13 protein-coding genes are annotated in these 19,014 nt (G+C 40.6%); 3 read left to right on the top strand and 10 right to left on the bottom strand.

Annotation, left to right across the window (positions count from 1 at the left end):
• On the bottom strand, positions 1-1,128 hold the full coding sequence (locus tag ACNKW3_RS17125) for a dipeptide epimerase (RefSeq protein WP_427400548.1): 1,128 nt from the start codon (positions 1,126-1,128) through the stop codon (positions 1-3).
• Complete coding sequence (locus tag ACNKW3_RS17120; protein ID WP_427400547.1) at positions 1,128-2,435, bottom strand: hypothetical protein; 1,308 nt, start codon at positions 2,433-2,435, stop codon at positions 1,128-1,130. The genes ACNKW3_RS17125 and ACNKW3_RS17120 overlap by 1 nt, the downstream gene beginning before the upstream one ends.
• A gap of 91 nt (positions 2,436-2,526) precedes the next feature.
• On the opposite strand from ACNKW3_RS17120, the gene ACNKW3_RS17115 reads away from it, so the two are divergent.
• Both ACNKW3_RS17115 and ACNKW3_RS17110 read left to right on the top strand, forming a co-directional pair.
• Positions 2,527-3,390, top strand: a complete 864-nt coding sequence (locus ACNKW3_RS17115; protein WP_427400546.1) for a BadF/BadG/BcrA/BcrD ATPase family protein — start codon at positions 2,527-2,529, stop codon at positions 3,388-3,390.
• A 93-nt stretch (positions 3,391-3,483) separates the two neighbouring features.
• Complete coding sequence (locus tag ACNKW3_RS17110; protein ID WP_427400545.1) at positions 3,484-4,653, top strand: acyl-CoA dehydrogenase; 1,170 nt, start codon at positions 3,484-3,486, stop codon at positions 4,651-4,653.
• A 67-nt stretch (positions 4,654-4,720) separates the two neighbouring features.
• Here ACNKW3_RS17110 and ACNKW3_RS17105 read toward each other — a convergent pair whose 3' ends face one another.
• From ACNKW3_RS17105 to ACNKW3_RS17085, 5 genes are all read right to left on the bottom strand, one after another.
• The gene (locus ACNKW3_RS17105; RefSeq protein ID WP_427400544.1) at positions 4,721-6,694 is read right to left on the bottom strand and encodes an alpha/beta hydrolase family protein; all 1,974 of its coding nucleotides are present in this window, start codon (positions 6,692-6,694) and stop codon (positions 4,721-4,723) included.
• A gap of 68 nt (positions 6,695-6,762) precedes the next feature.
• Positions 6,763-9,744, bottom strand: a complete 2,982-nt coding sequence (locus tag ACNKW3_RS17100) for a TonB-dependent receptor plug domain-containing protein (protein WP_427400543.1) — start codon at positions 9,742-9,744, stop codon at positions 6,763-6,765.
• Positions 9,745-10,120: 376 nt separating this feature from the next.
• Entirely contained in the window at positions 10,121-10,282 is a 162-nt protein-coding gene (locus ACNKW3_RS17095) for a hypothetical protein (protein WP_427400542.1), read from the bottom strand.
• Positions 10,283-10,446: 164 nt separating this feature from the next.
• Positions 10,447-10,911 (bottom strand): thioredoxin family protein, encoded by a 465-nt coding sequence (locus ACNKW3_RS17090; RefSeq protein ID WP_427400541.1) that lies wholly within the window; start codon positions 10,909-10,911, stop codon positions 10,447-10,449.
• A 93-nt stretch (positions 10,912-11,004) separates the two neighbouring features.
• A complete protein-coding gene (locus ACNKW3_RS17085) occupies positions 11,005-11,778 on the bottom strand; it encodes a substrate-binding periplasmic protein (RefSeq protein WP_427400540.1) in 774 nt (257 codons plus the stop codon).
• 526 nt (positions 11,779-12,304) lie between these two features.
• Between ACNKW3_RS17085 and ACNKW3_RS17080 the strand changes: the two genes are divergently transcribed.
• Complete coding sequence (locus ACNKW3_RS17080) at positions 12,305-15,310, top strand: carboxypeptidase regulatory-like domain-containing protein (protein ID WP_427400539.1); 3,006 nt, start codon at positions 12,305-12,307, stop codon at positions 15,308-15,310.
• A gap of 71 nt (positions 15,311-15,381) precedes the next feature.
• Here the strand turns inward: ACNKW3_RS17080 and ACNKW3_RS17075 are convergent, their stop codons facing one another.
• Genes ACNKW3_RS17075 through ubiD form a run of 3 tightly spaced genes read right to left on the bottom strand, consistent with a single transcriptional unit; the run spans position 15,382 to position 19,014 of the window.
• Complete coding sequence (locus tag ACNKW3_RS17075; RefSeq protein ID WP_427400538.1) at positions 15,382-16,776, bottom strand: M28 family metallopeptidase; 1,395 nt, start codon at positions 16,774-16,776, stop codon at positions 15,382-15,384.
• Positions 16,777-16,814: 38 nt separating this feature from the next.
• Positions 16,815-17,510 carry an NAD(P)H-flavin reductase gene (gene fre, locus ACNKW3_RS17070; protein WP_427400537.1) on the bottom strand — a complete coding sequence of 232 codons (696 nt, stop codon included), beginning with the start codon at positions 17,508-17,510 and terminating at the stop codon, positions 16,815-16,817.
• 34 nt (positions 17,511-17,544) lie between these two features.
• Positions 17,545-19,014 (bottom strand): 4-hydroxy-3-polyprenylbenzoate decarboxylase, encoded by a 1,470-nt coding sequence (gene ubiD, locus ACNKW3_RS17065; RefSeq protein WP_427400536.1) that lies wholly within the window; start codon positions 19,012-19,014, stop codon positions 17,545-17,547.

The raw sequence follows: 19,014 nt of genomic DNA, 5'->3' as shown, positions 1-19,014 counted from the left end.
TTAAGCTTCGAAAGAATACAAAGTATTCGATAATATTTTTGTTGTCGGTATTCCCAAGCCAGGAGTTCTGTTTAAGACAATTTTTGCATTTTCAAACAAGGTTGCGTGAATAGGATCATACTTGCCTAATGTAGGTCCATCCAAATCAATAAACCTTATAGTTTCTTGCTGACTTTTACTAAAATGTGCAGCTGCGGCAACGCCTATGCTGCCTTCGAGCATACACCCCATCATACAAACAACCTTGTTTTGGCGACAATATTCTGCAATTTTTATTGCCTCAGACAAACCGCCTGTTTTTACCAATTTAATATTGATAATATCCACGGCTTGTTGTTCCACAAGATGTTTAACTTGTGCCAGCGAAAAGGCTGATTCATCCGCCATTACTGGGGTTTTAATCTTTGTCTTTATCGTTTTTAAGCCTTGAATATCCTCTGCCTTTACGGGTTGTTCCAATAACTCAAATTGACAGCCTGCTGATTCGAGGGCTTGCATAACGTCAATGCTTTCATCTACGGTCCAGCCCTGGTTAGCGTCTATTCTAATTTGGCAATCTTGATCTAGCGACTTTAAGTGTTCATGCAAAGCGAATAAGTTGTCCTTATCCTGCTCAATATATTTGCCGGTTTTTATTTTAAAACAGCGGTATCCATCGGAAAACGCTGTGTTGGTATCCACGAGCATTTTATCCAATGCATTTGCACTTATAGTGATATCAGTGGTTAATTGATTATCTAATGAGAAATCACCATTCAAATACCGAAATAAAGGCTTTCCTTCTAGCTTGGCTGCTATATCGTAAAGTGCTATTTCAAGGGCACATTTTGTGTTCACTCCAATAGAAGTAAAGCCATTTAGCAAAGTTTCAGGACTTTTCACCGATACTTTTTTATTCAGTAGCTCAGCTGAAAGCTCAATTATTTCTTGAATAACACTAGCATGATCTTGTCCTGTAATTTGTGGCGTAGAAGGGGTCGATCCTATGCCACAAAGTCCAGACGCCAGTTCAATCACAACCACCAAATCTTCAATTGCATTTACTTCCCTTACCGCAGTGCGAAAGGGTGTTTTTAATGGAACCGTCAGACTATGTAAGCTTATTCTTGTTATTGTATTTTCTGTCATTATTGTGCTTTAAAAGTTGTGTAACTTGCTAAGGCTTGATTTAGCAAGCTTTGCATCTGTTTTCCTGTGTTAGGTAATAAATCTTCGCTTTGACCTTCAATAGCCGTTTGCGCCGCAATAGTAAATTGATAACCACCAGTTTTAGACGGTAAACACACATGCGCTAGTACAACATTTTCAGTAGTACCACGGGTTTCACTTGGTCCCCAGCCGATTTTTTGGAACACACGCCAATTGCCATCCGAAAAATCATCCAAGGCTTGTTTGGGACTTTTTTGTGAATCTAGTTGGCTGGCGATTGCATTATGCAACATGGTTGAGATACCCAAGGTCATCCCTGCCATGGTGTCATTTGAAATAGAGTTTCCCGTGCCGTAGAACAGGCTGGCAATATCGTCTGATGTGAGATTCGGCATTTGTGTAGCACTGTCTGCTTGATGCATTGCCAATCGTTTTAACCATTCAGCTTGGGCCAAAGTTGTCATTGGTTTGTTGCCAGTTAGTCCGCAATCGGTGCATTTGTAAGCCAAGTAACCAGGGTCATCTTGCGCCTGCATGTATGGGGTTATTTTTACTGACTCAGCATCATCAGGATTCCATGTGAATGATGAAGGGACAAAGGCTTCTGGTCCATAAGCCCCTCGAAAATAAACATGATCATGCTTGAGTTTTAACCAGTTATCGAAAAACAAAGAAGTAAGATAATCTCTGCCAGCCAAGTTGGCGAAAAAGGTAGCTAACTTATTGGACTCGCCGCTAGCAGTACCAAAGGCTTCATAGCTATGTATGCCTGTGATCATGTCAGACACATTTGTGTCTCCAACGGTAGCAGGTACGCCAATTTGCTGTTCGCGCATCTTTGATAGCGCGCCTGTATAGGCAAATACCTTGGATGAACTCCAAGGCTCGTATAATTCTTGACTTGTACCATTGGCTAAATAACGATAAGCCGGACCTTCGGCCGTTTGTACGATGTCGATTATCAATATTTTGCCTAATTTGCTAGGGATGTCAAAAAAATCCCAATCTGCAGATACTCGTTTTTCCCAGCCATATTGATGGTAATTTATGTCTTCGCTTGTACTATGATTTTCCGAACTCGTTAAAGGTAGTTCGCACGAAATATTTCTATTTTCTGTATTAGCAGGAATATAGGGTAAAGTGATCATAGTGTTGGAATAAAAATCTTGATTACTGTCTTGATTTGTCTCTGATGCAGAAGTAAAAACAGATGCCAAACAACTCAGAAAACCCAGAAAAACAGGTAGCCTGAGGGGCAAAAATTGATTTTTACTCGCATTTTTCATGATTATTCTTGTTAAAGTTAAAAATATGGAATAATTTATTAATGCTTTTATATCAGGTAAAGTCAAATAAATATACAAAAAAGGTCAATGAATGTCTGACTATGTAATTGCCATTGATGGCGGTGGTACCAAATGTCGCGCTTGTTTATATTCGCCTGAGGGTGAAATTGTTGCGTTTAGCGTGACTGGTCCCGCGAATATTTTTTCCGATTTTCCATTGGCTATGGCAAATATCCAAGATGCAATTGAGCAAATATTTACTCAAGAACAAGTGTTAAACAAAATCGAGAAACCAGAATTGTGTATTTTAAGTGCGGGATGTGCCGGCGCTTTTATATCTTCTGCTCGTATGGCATTTAAAGACCATTTTAGTCAATATAAAAATGTCTTGGTATTTTCCGACTTACAAGCTTCTTGTGTGGCCGCAAACAACAACCAAAATTGTGGTTTGGTTGTAACGGGCACAGGCTCTAGCATGGCAAGATATTTTGATGGCGAAATAAGTCAATTTGGAGGCCATGGATTTTTACTAGGCGATAATGCAAGTGGGGCGTTTTTAGGTAAAAAGTTAATCCAAGACTATTTACTTTTTTTAGATGGTGTATTGGCTTACGACAACATTTTTACGCCGTTACAAGAAAAAATAGGCGATAACAAATCTAGCATAGTCACCGAATTTGCCAAGTCCACTGCGGTCACATTTGCACAATTGGCGCGCATTATAATTGCGAATAAAAATAGTAGTCATCTTGCATCAGGTTATTTAGAACAAAGCACTGATTATCTTATTAGCATGATCAAACAAAACCTGTCTGACTTACCGGTTTTCTTAGACGGTGGATTAGCCTCGACTTATTTACAACTTTTGAACGCGAAAAAGGTCGAAATTGAACTACAACTTACTGAAAATCCAGCGGAATACGGGGCATTTTTATTAGCGCAAGAAAGTGCATGATTGGTATTTTCAGAGCGACTATTCATTAAGATTATTGGCGTTAACCTTTTCAAATTACTACACTACTCGGCTGACCAATTAAGGAATTCCTTTATGCTACAGCATTGGCAAGATTTGTTGCTCTTAGACAATCAATTATCTGAAGAAGAACGTGCGATTGCACAGTCAGCCAAGGATTTTGCTCAACAAGAACTGATGCCGGGTATTTTATTAGCCAATCGCGAAGAAAGCTTTGATCCTGACATTATGCGAAAAATGGGTGATGCAGGATTGTTAGGCGCCACTATTCAAGGCTATGAATGTGCAGGTATTAATTACGTTAGCTATGGTCTTATAGCGCGTGAAATAGAAAGAGTTGATAGTGGATATCGTTCAGCTATGAGCGTGCAATCGTCACTGGTCATGCATCCTATCAATAAATTTGGCAGTGAACAGCAAAAACAAAAGTACTTGCCGGCGCTAGCCAGTGGAAAAGCCATTGGCTGTTTTGGTTTAACAGAACCCAACGCAGGGTCAGATCCCGCAGGCATGGAAACAACCGCCAGACGCTCCTCAACTGGGTATGTGTTAAACGGCAGTAAAATGTGGATCACCAATAGTCCAATTGCCGATGTGTTTGTAGTGTGGGCTAAATTATTACCAGAAAAAGAAATCCGCGGATTTATATTAGAAAGGGGATTCAAGGGATTATCAACATCCAAAATCATCGGAAAACAATCGTTAAAAGCTTCCATTACCGGTGAGATTGTGATGCAGGATGTAAGCGTACCTAAAGACGCCATTTTACCCGATGTGTCAGGTTTAAAGGGGCCATTTAGCTGTTTAAATATGGCCAGGTATGGCATTTCCTGGGGAGTATTAGGGGCCGCAGAATTCTGTTGGCATGCTGCTCGTCAATACGGACTGGATCGCAAACAATTTAAGAAACCCTTGGCAGCAACCCAATTATATCAATTAAAACTCGCTGACATGCAAACAGAGATTACATTAGGGCTGCAGGCATCTCTCAGGGTAGGGCGTTTAATTGATGACAATATGATGGATCCTGCGATGATTTCCATGGTTAAACGAAACAACTGTGGAAAGGCATTAGATATAGCTAGAAAAGCCAGAGACATGCATGGGGGCAATGGTATTAGTGATGAGTTTCATGTGATCCGTCATATGATTAATTTAGAAACTGTCAATACCTATGAAGGCACACATGATATTCATGGCTTGATTTTGGGTAGAGCCCAAACAGGTTTACAAGCTTTTTTCTAATAATTAGCAGATAAAAAAATAGCCATTTTTCAATGGCTATTTTTATTTGGGAATATATTGGATAAGCTTACTTGGCTGTGTGTTTATCCAAGAATTTCAACATAGCTTCCCAACGTTCAACGTTGTTTTCTGGCTTATAGAAACCGTGACCTTCGCCATCTTTCATCATCCACTCATAGGGATGATTTTTGGCATCAAGGGCAGCTTTTAATGCAAAGGCTTGCTCTTTCGGAACACGCTGATCATCTTCACCCTGAATAATAAACACAGGTACTTTTAGTTTATCCACATTTTTTACAGGAGACTGAAAATCCCTTGCTTCCCCTTTTGGCGGAAGAATACGATCTAAATAGTTAGTACCGGCATCATTTTCAGGAATATCCCCTTCATCATACATCATATCAAGGTCATATACGCCTACAAATCCAATGGTACATTGATAAAGATCGGGTTCTCTAATGACATTTTGTAAAGCAGCATAACCACCATATGACGCACCGTAGACACACATTCTGTTTTTGTCCACAATACCTTCATTAACTAGATACATAGTGCCGTCAGTCATATCGTCAATCATTTTGGTTCCCCAATTACGGAAACCGGATTTTAAAAAGGGCAAACCATAACCACCAGAACCACGATAATTTGGCTGCAAAACCGCGTATCCGTGTGAGGCAAGAACTTTTGCATCAGGATCCATTCCGGTGATAGTGTCTTTAATGCCGTGTGGTCCACCATGAGGCAGAAGTACGAAAGGCAGATCTTTTGCTTCGCCATGAGGCAAAGTGAGCACTGCAGAAATTTCCAACCCGTCGCGCGATTTGTAAGTAATTATCTTAGATTCAGGCATATCTAACTCATTTAACCATGGGCGCGCTTCTGCTAACTTAACTAGTTTGCTAATACTTTTATCAAAAAGATAAAACACAGTGGGGTTATTCGCGTTACCTACTCTAATAATTATCTTTGAGTTATCTTGAGTTGCAGAAGTGATTGAAACAACTTGTCCTTTGAAAGTGTTTCTCAAACTGGCAATAATTCTTTGATCAACAGTGTTTTTTACACCCCCAAAGAAAATAGCTTCAATGGCATCATATTCATATGTTGCGCCTAAAACCTCAGTTACTTTACCATTTTTTTCGTAGAGAATAGGTGAAATATCCACTTTAGGATGAGATGCAAGTACCTCATGTTTTTTAGTTTTAAGGTTGTAAGTTGCTATTGACCAAGTATCAGTCTCTAACGTACTTGTACCTATCATGGTTTCATTATCTTCTAAAAATACGTAAGGTGTAAACGAAGGCTCATAAGCGCCATTCTCCATTACGACTTTCCATTCAGCGTCTACGGATTCTCTGGCTAACAAGGTTTCTTTATTATCTTCATTTGGATTTGCGCCAGTCATAGCAAGTGCATTTCCGTTATTGTCTAAAATTACTCGAGCCCCAGCGCCTTGATAAGCTCTTAAAGGTAATCGGGTGACAATACTTTTACGACCATTGCTTACTTTCATTTTATATATTTCGTAATATGTGTCCTTACCCGTAAGCTCCCGTGTTAACACTAACACAGTATCAGGATCCTCTGGTAAATAATCGATAATTTGGGCAAATCTTCTATCGCCACTTTCTGCTCGCCAACCTGTCAAAATGACATTATTACTGCCGTCAGCATTCATCCCTATTAGTTCGCCTGTGCCTCCAGGGCTTTCCAGTGCGCCTACCTCTCTTGCCATGCCGAGGACTAAGCGTTCATCATTTACCCAATCAAAAGAATTGACTGATTCTTTTCCTCGCCCTTGGGAAATTGAGACAATTTTTTGTTCTTTCAAATCTAAAACAGTCAGGTAAACTTCACCATCTTCGTTTCTAGAGGTTTGTGCTAAATAGGTACCATTAGGTGATATTTTTATATCTAGATATTGAGCGTGTTTCGCGTATTTTTCTAAGAGAGGTTTATCGATGTCAGAGTATGCAGGTAAAGACAAAGTCAGACCGATAAACGCAATACTACTGACCAGTAATTTCAAACGTTCTTTCATTTTATTATGTCCTTAAGTAAAAAAGCCCCCGACTAGCGAGGGCTTTGAATAATATTTACACTTACACTTTAGAAGTTGTAATTAATTTGTGCAAATACACGACGGCCCAAGAATCCTGACTGATACTGAGAGTATAGTGCAGTATTACCAAGCTGGAAGCCGCTGCTAGACAATTGAGGAGGTATTTCATCAAACACGTTTGCAACACCTACAGTGAAATCGAAGTCATCAATTTCAAATGAACCAGAAACACTGTGATATGTTGTCCATGGTGTTTCGTCGATGATGTATACAGGCACTCCACCAACTGTAGAAGTATTGGTTTCACTGTTATAGTACTCATAATCGTTTGTTGAATCATAATAAGTAGCTGTCCACGTAAGTGAATAGTCGTCATTACTATAAGTCAAACGCGCAACACCAACGTGTTTAGGGTTACCATTTTCACCGATGCGGTTGTTATATATGCTATCTTCATATAACTGACGAGCACGCTCGATTTGCATAGTGTGCTCTACTCTAAAGCGAATAGAACCAAAATCAAAATCATCTTGGTAAGTAAACGCATAGTCCACGCCACGAGCAACCTGATAGGCTACGTTAACATATCCACCGTTAACTTGGTCAATACCATAGTCACCAGAACCTAAACCATCACGACGAGTGAATAGGTCACATAGTGGCTCGTTAGCGAAATCTAAAGATGCGTAACAACGGCTTACAATAGTACCTGGAGTAAGTTCGGTAATTTCATCAAAAATTTCGATATTGAAATAGTCAATTGAAAACGCGTATGTATCTTCAGGGCTTGTAAATACAAAACCAACACTTTCAGCAGTTGAAGTTTCTGCCGTTAGACGACCTTCACCACCACTTGTAACAGAAAGTACTGAACCGCCAGGCTGAACGTAGTCTGCTGGTACACCATCTGCAATACAGTTGTTATAAACACGCTCAGAGATATTACCTGCTGCAAAGTTACCAGTGTAATCCAAACATGGGTCAATCGCTGTTTGGCCAGGGAAACTTGTTTGCTCAGCTAAGAAAAGCTCAAACAATGCTGGAGAGCGGAACGAAGTACCACGACTAGCGCGAACACTAAAGCCTTCTGAAATCAACCAATTCAAACCAACTTTAAAAGTTGTATCTGAACCGTAAGTATCAACGTCCGTCCAACGACCAGAAGCGGTTAGGTCAAGAGATTCCATCCCTTTAATACCTTCAACTAATGGTGCACGGAATTCTGCAAATACCGCTTTAGTAGTTTGCTCACCTGCTGTGATACCCGCACTACTTAAGCCCCAAGAGTTGCCGTTAAGTGTGTGATATCCTGGAGTGTCATCAATTTCGTCTTTTTGTACTTGAAAACCAAATGCAGCGCCCACTTCACCTGCTGGTAATTCAAATAAATCGCCAGTGATAAAGCCTTCTAAGGTTTGCTGTCTGTACATGGTGTTACCTTCGTCAACACCAAACAAGAAATCTATTTGTTCAGGCGTGCGGTTACCATATAGGAATTGTGGATCTGTCCAAGGAATATCTACACAAGTCTTGTTACTAAATTCAGTGACTTCACCAGCACACGATGTACCAAGATACCCATTCACCTGTGCCATCCACATAGAATCATCAAAAATGATGTCTTGTGTATAAGTACCATCGTTATAACTGTGTTGATAAGACAATTCCCAAGACCAGAAGCCGATATCGCCCATTATACCAACAACACCACGAGTGTAATCTACATTGATTTCAGAGCTGAAATGATCGGTCAATGCTACAGGGAAGACTGCAGAAGTTGCGCCGCTAAAGCCTGGTAAAACAGAAGGCGATAATGTACCAACATCTGCTGTCCAGAATTGACGATAGTCATCAGTTTCTGTTGTTCTTCTACTGTGTATAAATTCACCGAACATTGTAATGTTATCAGTTAGATTATATTCGCCAGTAATGTATAAAGAAGCGTTTGTTGTTTCTGGAAACAAAGTAGCATTGCTTAGGTATGGATGTTGAAGATCCCACCAACCTTCTGACGCGTAATCATTACCGTAGGATACTGGATACCAACCTTCAGGCGTAGTAAAATCAACATCAACGCGTTCGCCGGCTGAATTGAAGTAAAACAAATCTGCTTCGTTAATGCTTTCAAAACCGTTAGCTGCAAAGAAGCCGTCATAGTCGTAAGCTGCTTGTAAGCTTCCACCGTATGCGCTTGATACACCGCCATATAACCATAAACCGAACCCAGTTTCGCTACAGTGATAGGTGCCTGTTCTTGGATCGATAGGATCAGAGCGTACGCCTGTATCAACGTAAGTTTGCTTTCTTTCTGTACAGTTTAGGTAATCTCTGTCGCCACGGCGTAACATTGATTGGTTTCTGTAGTCAGCTGTTACACGGATTGAACCGTCTGCAAACTCTTCACCCCAAGAAATGTTCATACGTTTGTCTGAACCACCTGAATCCAGTGGTTGGCTGATATCAACAGTGATTGTTTTATCGTCACCTTTTTTAGTGATGATGTTGATTACACCGGCAACAGCGTCAGAACCGTAAAGTGCAGATGCACCGTCTTTTAATATTTCAATACGCTCAATTGCAGAAAGAGGTAAGCTGTTCAAGTCAAAAGAAGAGGTAGCACCACGCGTACCGGCAGGACCTGCACGACGACCGTTTAAAAGAATCAACGTTCTATTTGCACCTAGACCACGAAGAGCAACTGTTTCAGCACCAGTACCACCGTCGGTAACAAAACCTACGGTCAAGGCTGCAGTGATCTGGCTAGAACCTGCGGCTGCAGTACTGGTTCTTAGTAATTCACCAAGAGTTTTCATACCTTCAACTTCAGCATCTTCGATGGTGATGATGTCGATAGGAGTTTCGTTCGCAAAAGCATCAGTTCGGATACGAGAACCGACGATAGTGATCTGTTCCGGCTTTTCTGCGCCTTCTTCAGTATCTTCTTGTGCGAATACTTGTGGAGCTGTCATAAGCCCAAGGGCTGTAATGACTCCAATAGATAATTTATGAAGTTTATTGTTGTTAACCATGTGGGTTCCCTGATTACTGCCGTATCAATGCGTTCTCAAAAACCTGTAGTAAAAGTTCTCTGACACATTTTTATTGCATTTAATATTATTTTGTTCTAGCACTAACAATTGCCTAATGAAGATAGATATAACAGAAACATCTATATCATTATGAATTATTCATGACAGTGCTAACGTTAAATAAAAAAATAAAGAGTGTCAATCTTTAGACAACAAATGATTGGACTGTAATCAGATAAAATAAAAGAGTCGCAAACCCTAAAGTTTACGCTTTATATGTTTGAATGTGATTAATAGTTGATTTTTCAACGATTGTAACCTTCCGACCTCGTTGAGGCCGAAAAGTTCCATACACAAATCCAATGCTCAATTATTTTTAAAATACCGGCGGATTTGTATCGGGCGGTGTTGGTATATCGGAAAAATACGGTAACGGCATTGCCAATATCCCAGATATAGGCGGAACATATTTCTTTTCTTCCTTAATTACGCCACCTGATATTTGACTTAGATCTTTAACATTTTCGACTAATTTCATAAAAAATCCTTTTTAAATTTAATGTCTAGTGTAGATAGTTCTCAGCATCGTGCATAAGCCTTCAATAAGCAAAGCGCTTAACACAATTTGATTATGACAAAACTGGGAAATATATATTACTGTCATTTAGATCAGATTTAGTTTAAAAGGTAGCGTTAGAAAGACTAGTGCTGAGAGAGCGATGACAGCACCTTTTGTAAATTATTCGAATATTCAACAGGATCGAAAACTAATGGTAGTTCGGTGATGGCATTTCCATCAGGTTGAAGTGCGATAATTCTAGGAAAACCTTGTAAATCGAATTTCTTAGCAAAGGCTTTACCTTCTACCGAATCGTATTCCAGTCGAATGTACACAAAAGAATCGGCGATTTTTTGGCTGACTTGTTCTGTAGAAAAAATTTGCTCGTCAAGTTTTCTACACACCGGACACCAAATAGCAGAATAGTCTGCGAGAATTAGTTTGTTCGCTCTCTGTGCTTCTTGCAAGCCTTCTTCATAATTATATATTTCAAACGGTAGTGACTTTACAGCCTGTTGTCCAAGATGCCCTTGAAGCATGCGATTTCCAAAAAACACCACAGTAATTACAACTAAAAGTAATGCAATTTTACTTAAAAACTTTGCCATGTTTGATGCTCCTAAGAAACTACCAGACTGTTAAACAGGTTTGGATGACTAATAACTTTCTAAAGAGACCAGAACAAGATTTATTTTCTTTCCTTACCACTTTCTTAGAATTTCCGAATACAGCGCCGGGTCTAAAATGCTAGGTGCAGATGCTGCTGGTAGGTAGATTTCATCGAAAATCTCCTGATTTCGCATTTTATTAATTGCTGCGTCGAACTTATTCAACAGTGTCATTGCTCCGTCGACCTCTTGGTTAACCGCTAGTTTGATTTGCACCTTTAATATAGGACGCTCAGAAATAATAAGCGGTTCTTCGTCTACAGCAATTAACAGCTTATTGATTTCAGCTAACATAAGTTTGTCAGCTAACACATAATCCACGCGGCCCTCGGAAAGCTGTTGAATATTTTCGTGAAAACTATCTCTTCTAGCCCAATTCACAGTGCGTTCAGATCGCAATCGGTCAGTGTTAGCAAAACGTTTTTCAATGCCAATTCTTTGACCTGTTAGCTGATCAAAACGGTTAATCAACAAAGTGCCTTGTTTGCGACTTGCAACGTGCAAGGCAATGGTCGCGTAAGTATTGCTATACACATAGCGCGCGTTCTCTTCATTTAAACTGTAATGATCGATGTACCCGTTATATTTTCCGCTACGTAAACCGCTACCTGACCAGGCTTGGGTGGTCGATGTCAATGAGTACTCAATGCCAGCATTGTCCAAAGCAGTTTCCACGACTCGCATCAAGCGCGCGGGTTCTTGATCATCATAAATGAAGGTTTCTACTTTGTTTCCAACTAATTTAAGTTGCGCATGCGCTGTCATGCTAAAAACAATCAAAGTAAAAAAGATTATGCTTTTAAACATAGTGTGAGTTATTTCCTTAAATGCGATTAATTTGATTTAAAACCCGACCAGATAATAAAACGTGCTTTATGTAAGAACGGATTACCCGCTATGCTTCTGCAATCACATGAATTATCCCAAACCAGTGTTTTATTATCTAAGATTAGCCGGAATTTATTGTAGATAAACAATAACATAGAATAGTTCAACAAGTTGACAAGATATAGTTTCAATTCGACGCCTACGAGGATGGTTAATAAAAAGTTGCACCTTGGAAGATGAAGGTCGATAGCGTTTTCCATTTTTCGCTGCTTAAGATTTTTTTCTTATTTGAATAATTATTCCAAAAATAACCTAACATATTGATTAATATCAATTCGTTTACTTGGGGTTTTATTATTGTGAGTAATTATTTATTCTTTTCTGCAAATATTTCGCATTATTTTGTTTAAATTTGCTTTGCTAACTGATAGTTTAAATATTAGTCATAGAAGGACTGCCAAAATAAAACAACAATATTCAATAAACTCGACTGGGAATGAACAATATGAAGATTAACAAAATAGCCTTGGCAACGCGCTGCGCGTTGGATGTGTTATCCACCTTCAAGTTCAAAAAGTATTCGGCAGGAATATCTTCTGCTGTAATACTTGGAGCTTTGGTAAGTGTGCCCGCTGTAGCACAACAAACCGGTGGAATTAGTGGTCAGGTCAACCTTATCGGAATCGACCCATCAACTGTTACCGTTACTGCATCAAGTTCGGTAATGCCTAAACCACGTTCATCGGGCCTTAGTAGCACAGGTAAATTTACCTTGCCTGGATTAATTCCTGGGTATTATACCGTTTTAGTAGAATCTAGTGATGGTGCAAGCAGACAATTAAACGTAGAAGTGCTTTTGGACCAATCTGTTGATTTAATGATTGACCTATCGTCAAGCATGTCGGCAGATACTGAGGTAATTACCATTTCTGGATCGCAAATAGTGCGTTCTGGTGATTCATCATTATCAAACTCTATTGGTGAAGACGTTATTAAAGGCTTACCAGTAGGTCAAGATTATCGTGATCTATTAAAAATTATTCCTGGTGTAGAAGTAACAGAGAACGGCACACTAGGTCCATCAGCAGGTGGTTCTGGTCGTGATAATAGTTATGCGTTCGATGGGGTTAATATTACCTTGCCATTATTTGGTAACCTATCATCTGAACCTTCAACTCACGATATCGCCAACGTGTCTATCGATCGTGGTGGTGCAAAAGCGATTGGCTTTAACCGTGCAGGCGGTTTTTCTATTAATTCAACCTCTAAGTCTGGTACTAACGAATTCCATGGTAACCTTGAATATCGTATTCAACCAAGTAGTTTCCAAGCAGACAGAGACATTGAAACTGCTTCAGAGTTTGATGAAGAAAGAACTTGGATGACGGGCAGTTTAAGTGGTCCGCTTATTGAAGATACCTTATTCTTTTATGGTTCATACTATCGTCCAGTGGTGACCAGAGATAGTCGCTCTACTGCATACGGCGAAACTAAAGAGTATAAGAGTACCCGTGATGAGTACTTTGGTAAGTTTACTTTTGCGCCTACTGAAGATCTGTTACTAAACCTTAGTTACAGAACGTCAGAGCGTGAAGTTGAAGGCGCTTCTGTTGGTGGTTTCTCAGCTGATTCAACCTCAAATGGTTCTACATCTACTCAAGATATTATGACTTTCGATGGTTCATATTTCCTTGGTGATGCAACCACTATAACCTTTAGCTATGCAACTTATGATTACGAGACAGCTGGACGCCCTGATACGCTATTTCCAGATGTACAACCGCAATTTGGCGCGTCTTTGGATTTAGCTAATTTAGATCAACTTGGTTTATTAGTTGTTCCTAACATCCGTGATAATGTCGATGGATATGACAACGCTGGCGCACAAGCTTTGATAGACCAATTTGGTTATATTGTCGACGGCGAGCGTTTTGGTGGTGGTCAAGTTGGTGGTGGTTCTACTATCAATATCCAAAATTTCTATCGTGACGCATTTGAATTAAACATTGATCATGAAATGGAGCTGGGAAATACTTATCATACCTTGCACTTTGGCTTCCAATGGCAAGAAGGTAAAGAGTTGCTAGCCCGTACGTCAAATGGTTGGGGATCAATCAGCTATGTTGGTGGTTTACAACCTGACGGCGATTATGATGGTGATACGCCTGTGTACTATCAAACTATTACCCAAGCGACAAGCTTTGTAGCAGCAGATGGTAGCACTCCGCCAATCGATTCTAGAATGGAAACCTACAATATTGAAATCAACGATACCATTGAGCACGGTGATTTCACTTATAATATTGGTGTGCTTTTAAGCCAAGATACCTTATTTGGTCAAGGTCTGAGAGAAAATCCAGACAATGTATCTGGTTATGAACTTGCCGAAGGTAATATGTATGAAATGCATAAAACCAGCTTCTCTGACATGATTCAGCCAAGACTAGGCGTTACATGGGAATATGAAGAAGGTGCAACTGTGTTTGCTAACTTTGCAAGTTACAATCCAGATACTAGCTCTCTTGCTCGTGCAGCATCTTGGGCACGTAACAGTCAAAATACTTTGAATGTATACTTCGACCAAAACGGTGATTACTTAGCTAACGAAGCGCGTCCTGGATCTTCAGGTAAGTTCTTCCAAGAAGGCATCAAACCACGTCGTTTGGACGAATACACCATTGGTACTACTAAGAACTTGGACAACGGCATAGCATTGCGTGGACATATTCGTCACCGTAAAACATTGCATCCTTGGGAAGATACTTGGAATGGTTCACGTGGATATGTTTATGACGGACCATTTGGTGGCGTTCCTGAAGAAATTGCAGCTAAGGGCTTATATATTCCTGAGTTAGACGCTTACAGAGCAGAAGTAGGTGGTTCATCTTATGTTATCGCTGAGCTTGATGGCGCAGTGAATAAGTACTGGGAAGCTAGCTTTGAAGGTGAATACTATGGTGACAACTACTATATTAACGCTTCTTATGTTTGGTCTCATTACTATGGGAACTACGACCAAGATATTACCAGTAGTGCATCAGATGCTAACTTATTCGTAGGTTCATCGAACCTTGCTGATGGTATTGGTCGTCAGTTATGGGACGGTAAATACGGTAAGTTGAATGGTGACCGTCCTCATAAATTAAAAGTGTTTGGTTATTATACTACTAGCTGGAATGCCAATATCGGTGGTAACTTCTTCTATCAATCAGGTGATGTTTGGGAAGCTTGGGACGGTGGTTTATACGGCTATTCAAGCGATACAATTCGTTATGCTGAACATGCGGGTAGTCGTCGTGAAGCCAGCCATTGGCAGCTAGATCTTAACTATCGTCAAGATTGGGTAATTAACGAAGATATTACTTTAGAATTCGCAGCCGATATCTTTAACGTGTTCGATAAGCAAACGGGCTATAATTATAACCCAATTGCTGATAGTGCTAGTTTTGGTGAGCCTCGCTCTCTAATTAGACCTCGAAGAATGCAGTTATCTTTTAACTTCGTATTCTAATAGCAAGTTAAACAGGAAAAACAAAAGCCCGACTAAGTGTCGGGCTTTTTTATATAAAGAATCAAAAAAAATTATTCAGCTGCTTGCCAATCTAAAAAAGCGCCAGCCGCACCAGGAAATACCACTGGGCTCTCGTAACCATCTTCACTTACTGAAGCAACGCCGAAAAAGTAATTATCGATTACCACGTTTTCCAAAGTGAATTCGTTAACCTTGCCCACAAACTGACTAAACTGCCATTGAGGCGCATCAGTGTATCGCCAATAAATTTTATAACCTTTTAATTGCGGGTTCTTGGCAGCATCTAATGCTTTCCACTTTAAAGTGGTTGATGGTTGAACTGCGCCAGAAATTTCTACTTCAGTCGGTGGACTGGGTGCCCATGCCATGGAGGCTAATGAAATCGCATTTAACCCTGTGAGTTTAGCTGCATACTCAAAATTCACACCGTCAAGAGTGTCGCCATACTTAATACCATCTTCTTCGCGTAGATCTTGGTGTTGGCGATTATAATTTTCGTTGGTTTCCATAATACGAACCCCAGGAAAGCCTAAATCATTAAAAGGTCTGTGATGTCCACCGCGGCGAAACCTATCTAAGCGATAAATTACCATGGTATCTAAGTTATCCATGTACAAATCGGCCATTTTATCTATGTAACGGGCTAGGTTTCGGCTCGGAGAATCTACTTCACCACCGGTGAAGCGGCGCAATCTGGCTTCGGATGAACTTTCGTTCTGCCTAGTCCCTTCAGCAAAAATTCTGGCAGTGGTATTGTCGATAACGCCGTTGACACCTTCAATATTGCCAATCATGTCATTATTTAATACCGCTTGTAGCTGCCAATTGTTTTCTAGGGCATGTTCGGCAAGCACTTTGCCACCGAATAGACCTTGTTCTTCACCGGCTAACGCCGCATAAACTATACTGCCATTAAACTTGTGCTGGCTAAGTACTCGCGCTGCTTCCAATACACCAGCTACGCCAGAAGCATTATCATTGGCACCAGGCGCATCGTCGGTAAAATTCATCACATCAGATACACGAGAATCTATATCACCGCTCATAAGCACATAGCGATCTGCATCTGAACTGCCGCGTTGGATTGCAATCACGCTAACAACCTCTACCGGATCAGGAATTCGAGTTTCACCCGAAAATACTCGTGATTGAAAAAATACTTCTAAACAACCGCCGCATTGACTGGAAATCTTATCAAATTCGTCTTTTATCCAGCGCCTCGCCGCCCCTATACCTCTAGTATCTGATTCAGTTTCAGACAAGGTATGGCGGGTGCCAAAATTCACCAAGGTAGTAATATCTTGTTCGATACGTTGCGCGGACACCTTATGCAATATATCGCGCATTTGAGCATCAGTTGAATTTGGTTCTTGAGCAAACGTTGTTGCACTTTGTGTCGCTAACATAAGGGCAATGGCAAGGGGAGTTTTGAGTATTGTTCTCATTGTATTTCCTTAGCGGATTAATTGTTTTTATATTTTTATTATATAAACGCGTAGGCGTCGCCGAATAAGCGCTCTTTGTCTAATCCTTTAGGTATAAATGTATCCCTGATAGTGGCTGCCATTTCAAAGCGGCCAGCGGTATAAACTTCATGTGAAGAGAGATCATCGATATCGTCGAGAACGGCTTCGTGCACCAAGCCTGTTTTTCCCGCCCAATCTTGTTCAGGTGTCTCAACCACAGGAACAAAAATAAAGTGAGGGTTTAGTTTACTTAACGCCTCTAACGCCTCAAATTCGTAAAGATCTGCTAATTGTTTGGCGCCCCAATATAGGGTTACTGGTCGCTCAGGCTGAGCAGAAATTACATGATATAAGATTGATTTTGCATAGGAATAACCTGTGCCGCCGGCGACGATAATCAATGGATGCGTATTTTCGCGTAAATAAGCATCGCCTAAACCCACTTCAATATCCAAGGTTTTAGTTTCTATGGCTTTAGTCAGTACATCATAGGCATAAGCGTTTTCAGGCGTTGCGCCTATGTGTAATTCTATATTGTTACTATCATCTGGAGCACTGGCAATTGAAAAGGGGCGCTTATCCTTTTCTCCCATTACCACTTGTAAATATTGTCCAGCCTTAAAACTTACCGCTGTAGTAGGTTTTAATACGACTTTTTTAACGAAAGCAGTGAGTGTGGCTACTTCAAGCACCTCTGCATGAGTAAATTTCATAATTTTCCTAGTGTGTTTTACGGGTATTAAGCGACTATTTTAATAACCCCAGTTGTTCCCATATTTCATCTACTTTTTGTTTTACATTCGCGTCCATTTCAATGGGTGTACCCCATTCGCGATCTGTCTCTCCGGGAAGCTTATTGGTTGCATCCATGCCCATCTTGGAACCCAGTCCAGAGATAGGTGATGCAAAATCCAAATAGTCGATGGGCGTATTTTCTACCATGGTGGTATCTCTTGCCGGATCCATTCTAGTCGTTATTGCCCAGATAACGTCATTCCAGTCTCTAGCGTTGACGTCATCATCACATACTATCACAAATTTGGTGTACATGAATTGTCTAAGAAATGACCAAACCCCCATCATTACTCGCTTTGCATGGCCTGGATATTGTTTTTTCATGGTCACTATGGCCATGCGATAAGAACAGCCTTCTGGCGGTAGGTAAAAATCGACTATCTCAGGAAATTGCTTTTGCAAAATAGGCACGAAAACTTCATTTAAAGCTACGCCTAAAATTGCCGGCTCATCTGGTGGGCGCCCAGTGTAAGTGCTGTGATAGATGGGGTCTTTTCTATGAGTAATATGAGTGACGGTAAATACAGGAAAGCTGTCTACTTCGTTGTAATAACCAGTGTGATCACCATAAGGACCTTCGTCGGCCATTTCACCTGGCATTATATAACCTTCTAATACAATCTCAGCGCTTGCCGGTACTTGCAGTTCGTTGGAAATGCATTGCACCACTTCAGTTTTATCGCCGCGTAAAAGCCCAGCGAACGCATATTCTGATAGCGTATCTGGTACTGGCGTGACTGCGCCTAAGATAGTGGCTGGGTCTGCGCCCAAAGCCACGGATACTGGGTAGGGTTTATCTGGGTTTTGTTCACACCATTCTTTAAAGTCTAGCGCGCCGCCACGGTGGGATAACCAGCGCATAATAAGTTTGTTTTTGGCGATCTTCTGTTGACGGTAAATACCCAAGTTCTGACGCTTTTTATAGGGACCTTTAGTCACTGTTAGACCCCAAGTTACTAAAGGAGCTGCATCGCCAGGCCAACAACGCTGAATCGGCAGCATATCTAAATCCACTTGATCGCCGGTCAGTACAACTTGCTGACAAGGGGCTTTTTTTACCACCTTGGCTGGCATATTTAAAACTTGCTTAAAAACGGGGATTTTGCTGACTAAATCTTTAAGCCCCTTAGGTGGCTCTGGTTCTTTTAAAAATGCTAATAATTTACCTACTTCACGCAGCGCTTCTACTGACTCTTGGCCCATCCCTAGAGCAACGCGTTTAGGCGTACCAAAAAGGTTAGCTAACACTGGAATATTATGCTCTTTGGGATTTTCAAATAATATCGCAGGGCCCCCAGCTCTCAAGGTTCTGTCAGCTATTTCTGTCATTTCTAAATCGGTATCAATGGGCAAGGTGACGCGTTTTAGTTCACCCATTTGTTCCAGTTGCTGAATAAAGTCGCGTAGATCTTTGTACTTCAT

Source organism: Glaciecola sp. 1036 (assembly GCF_050306235.1).
Classification (GTDB): Bacteria; Pseudomonadota; Gammaproteobacteria; order Enterobacterales; family Alteromonadaceae; genus Glaciecola.
The sequence above is the reverse complement of the archived record's forward strand: the minus strand, read 5'-3'. Positions and strand labels throughout refer to the sequence as shown.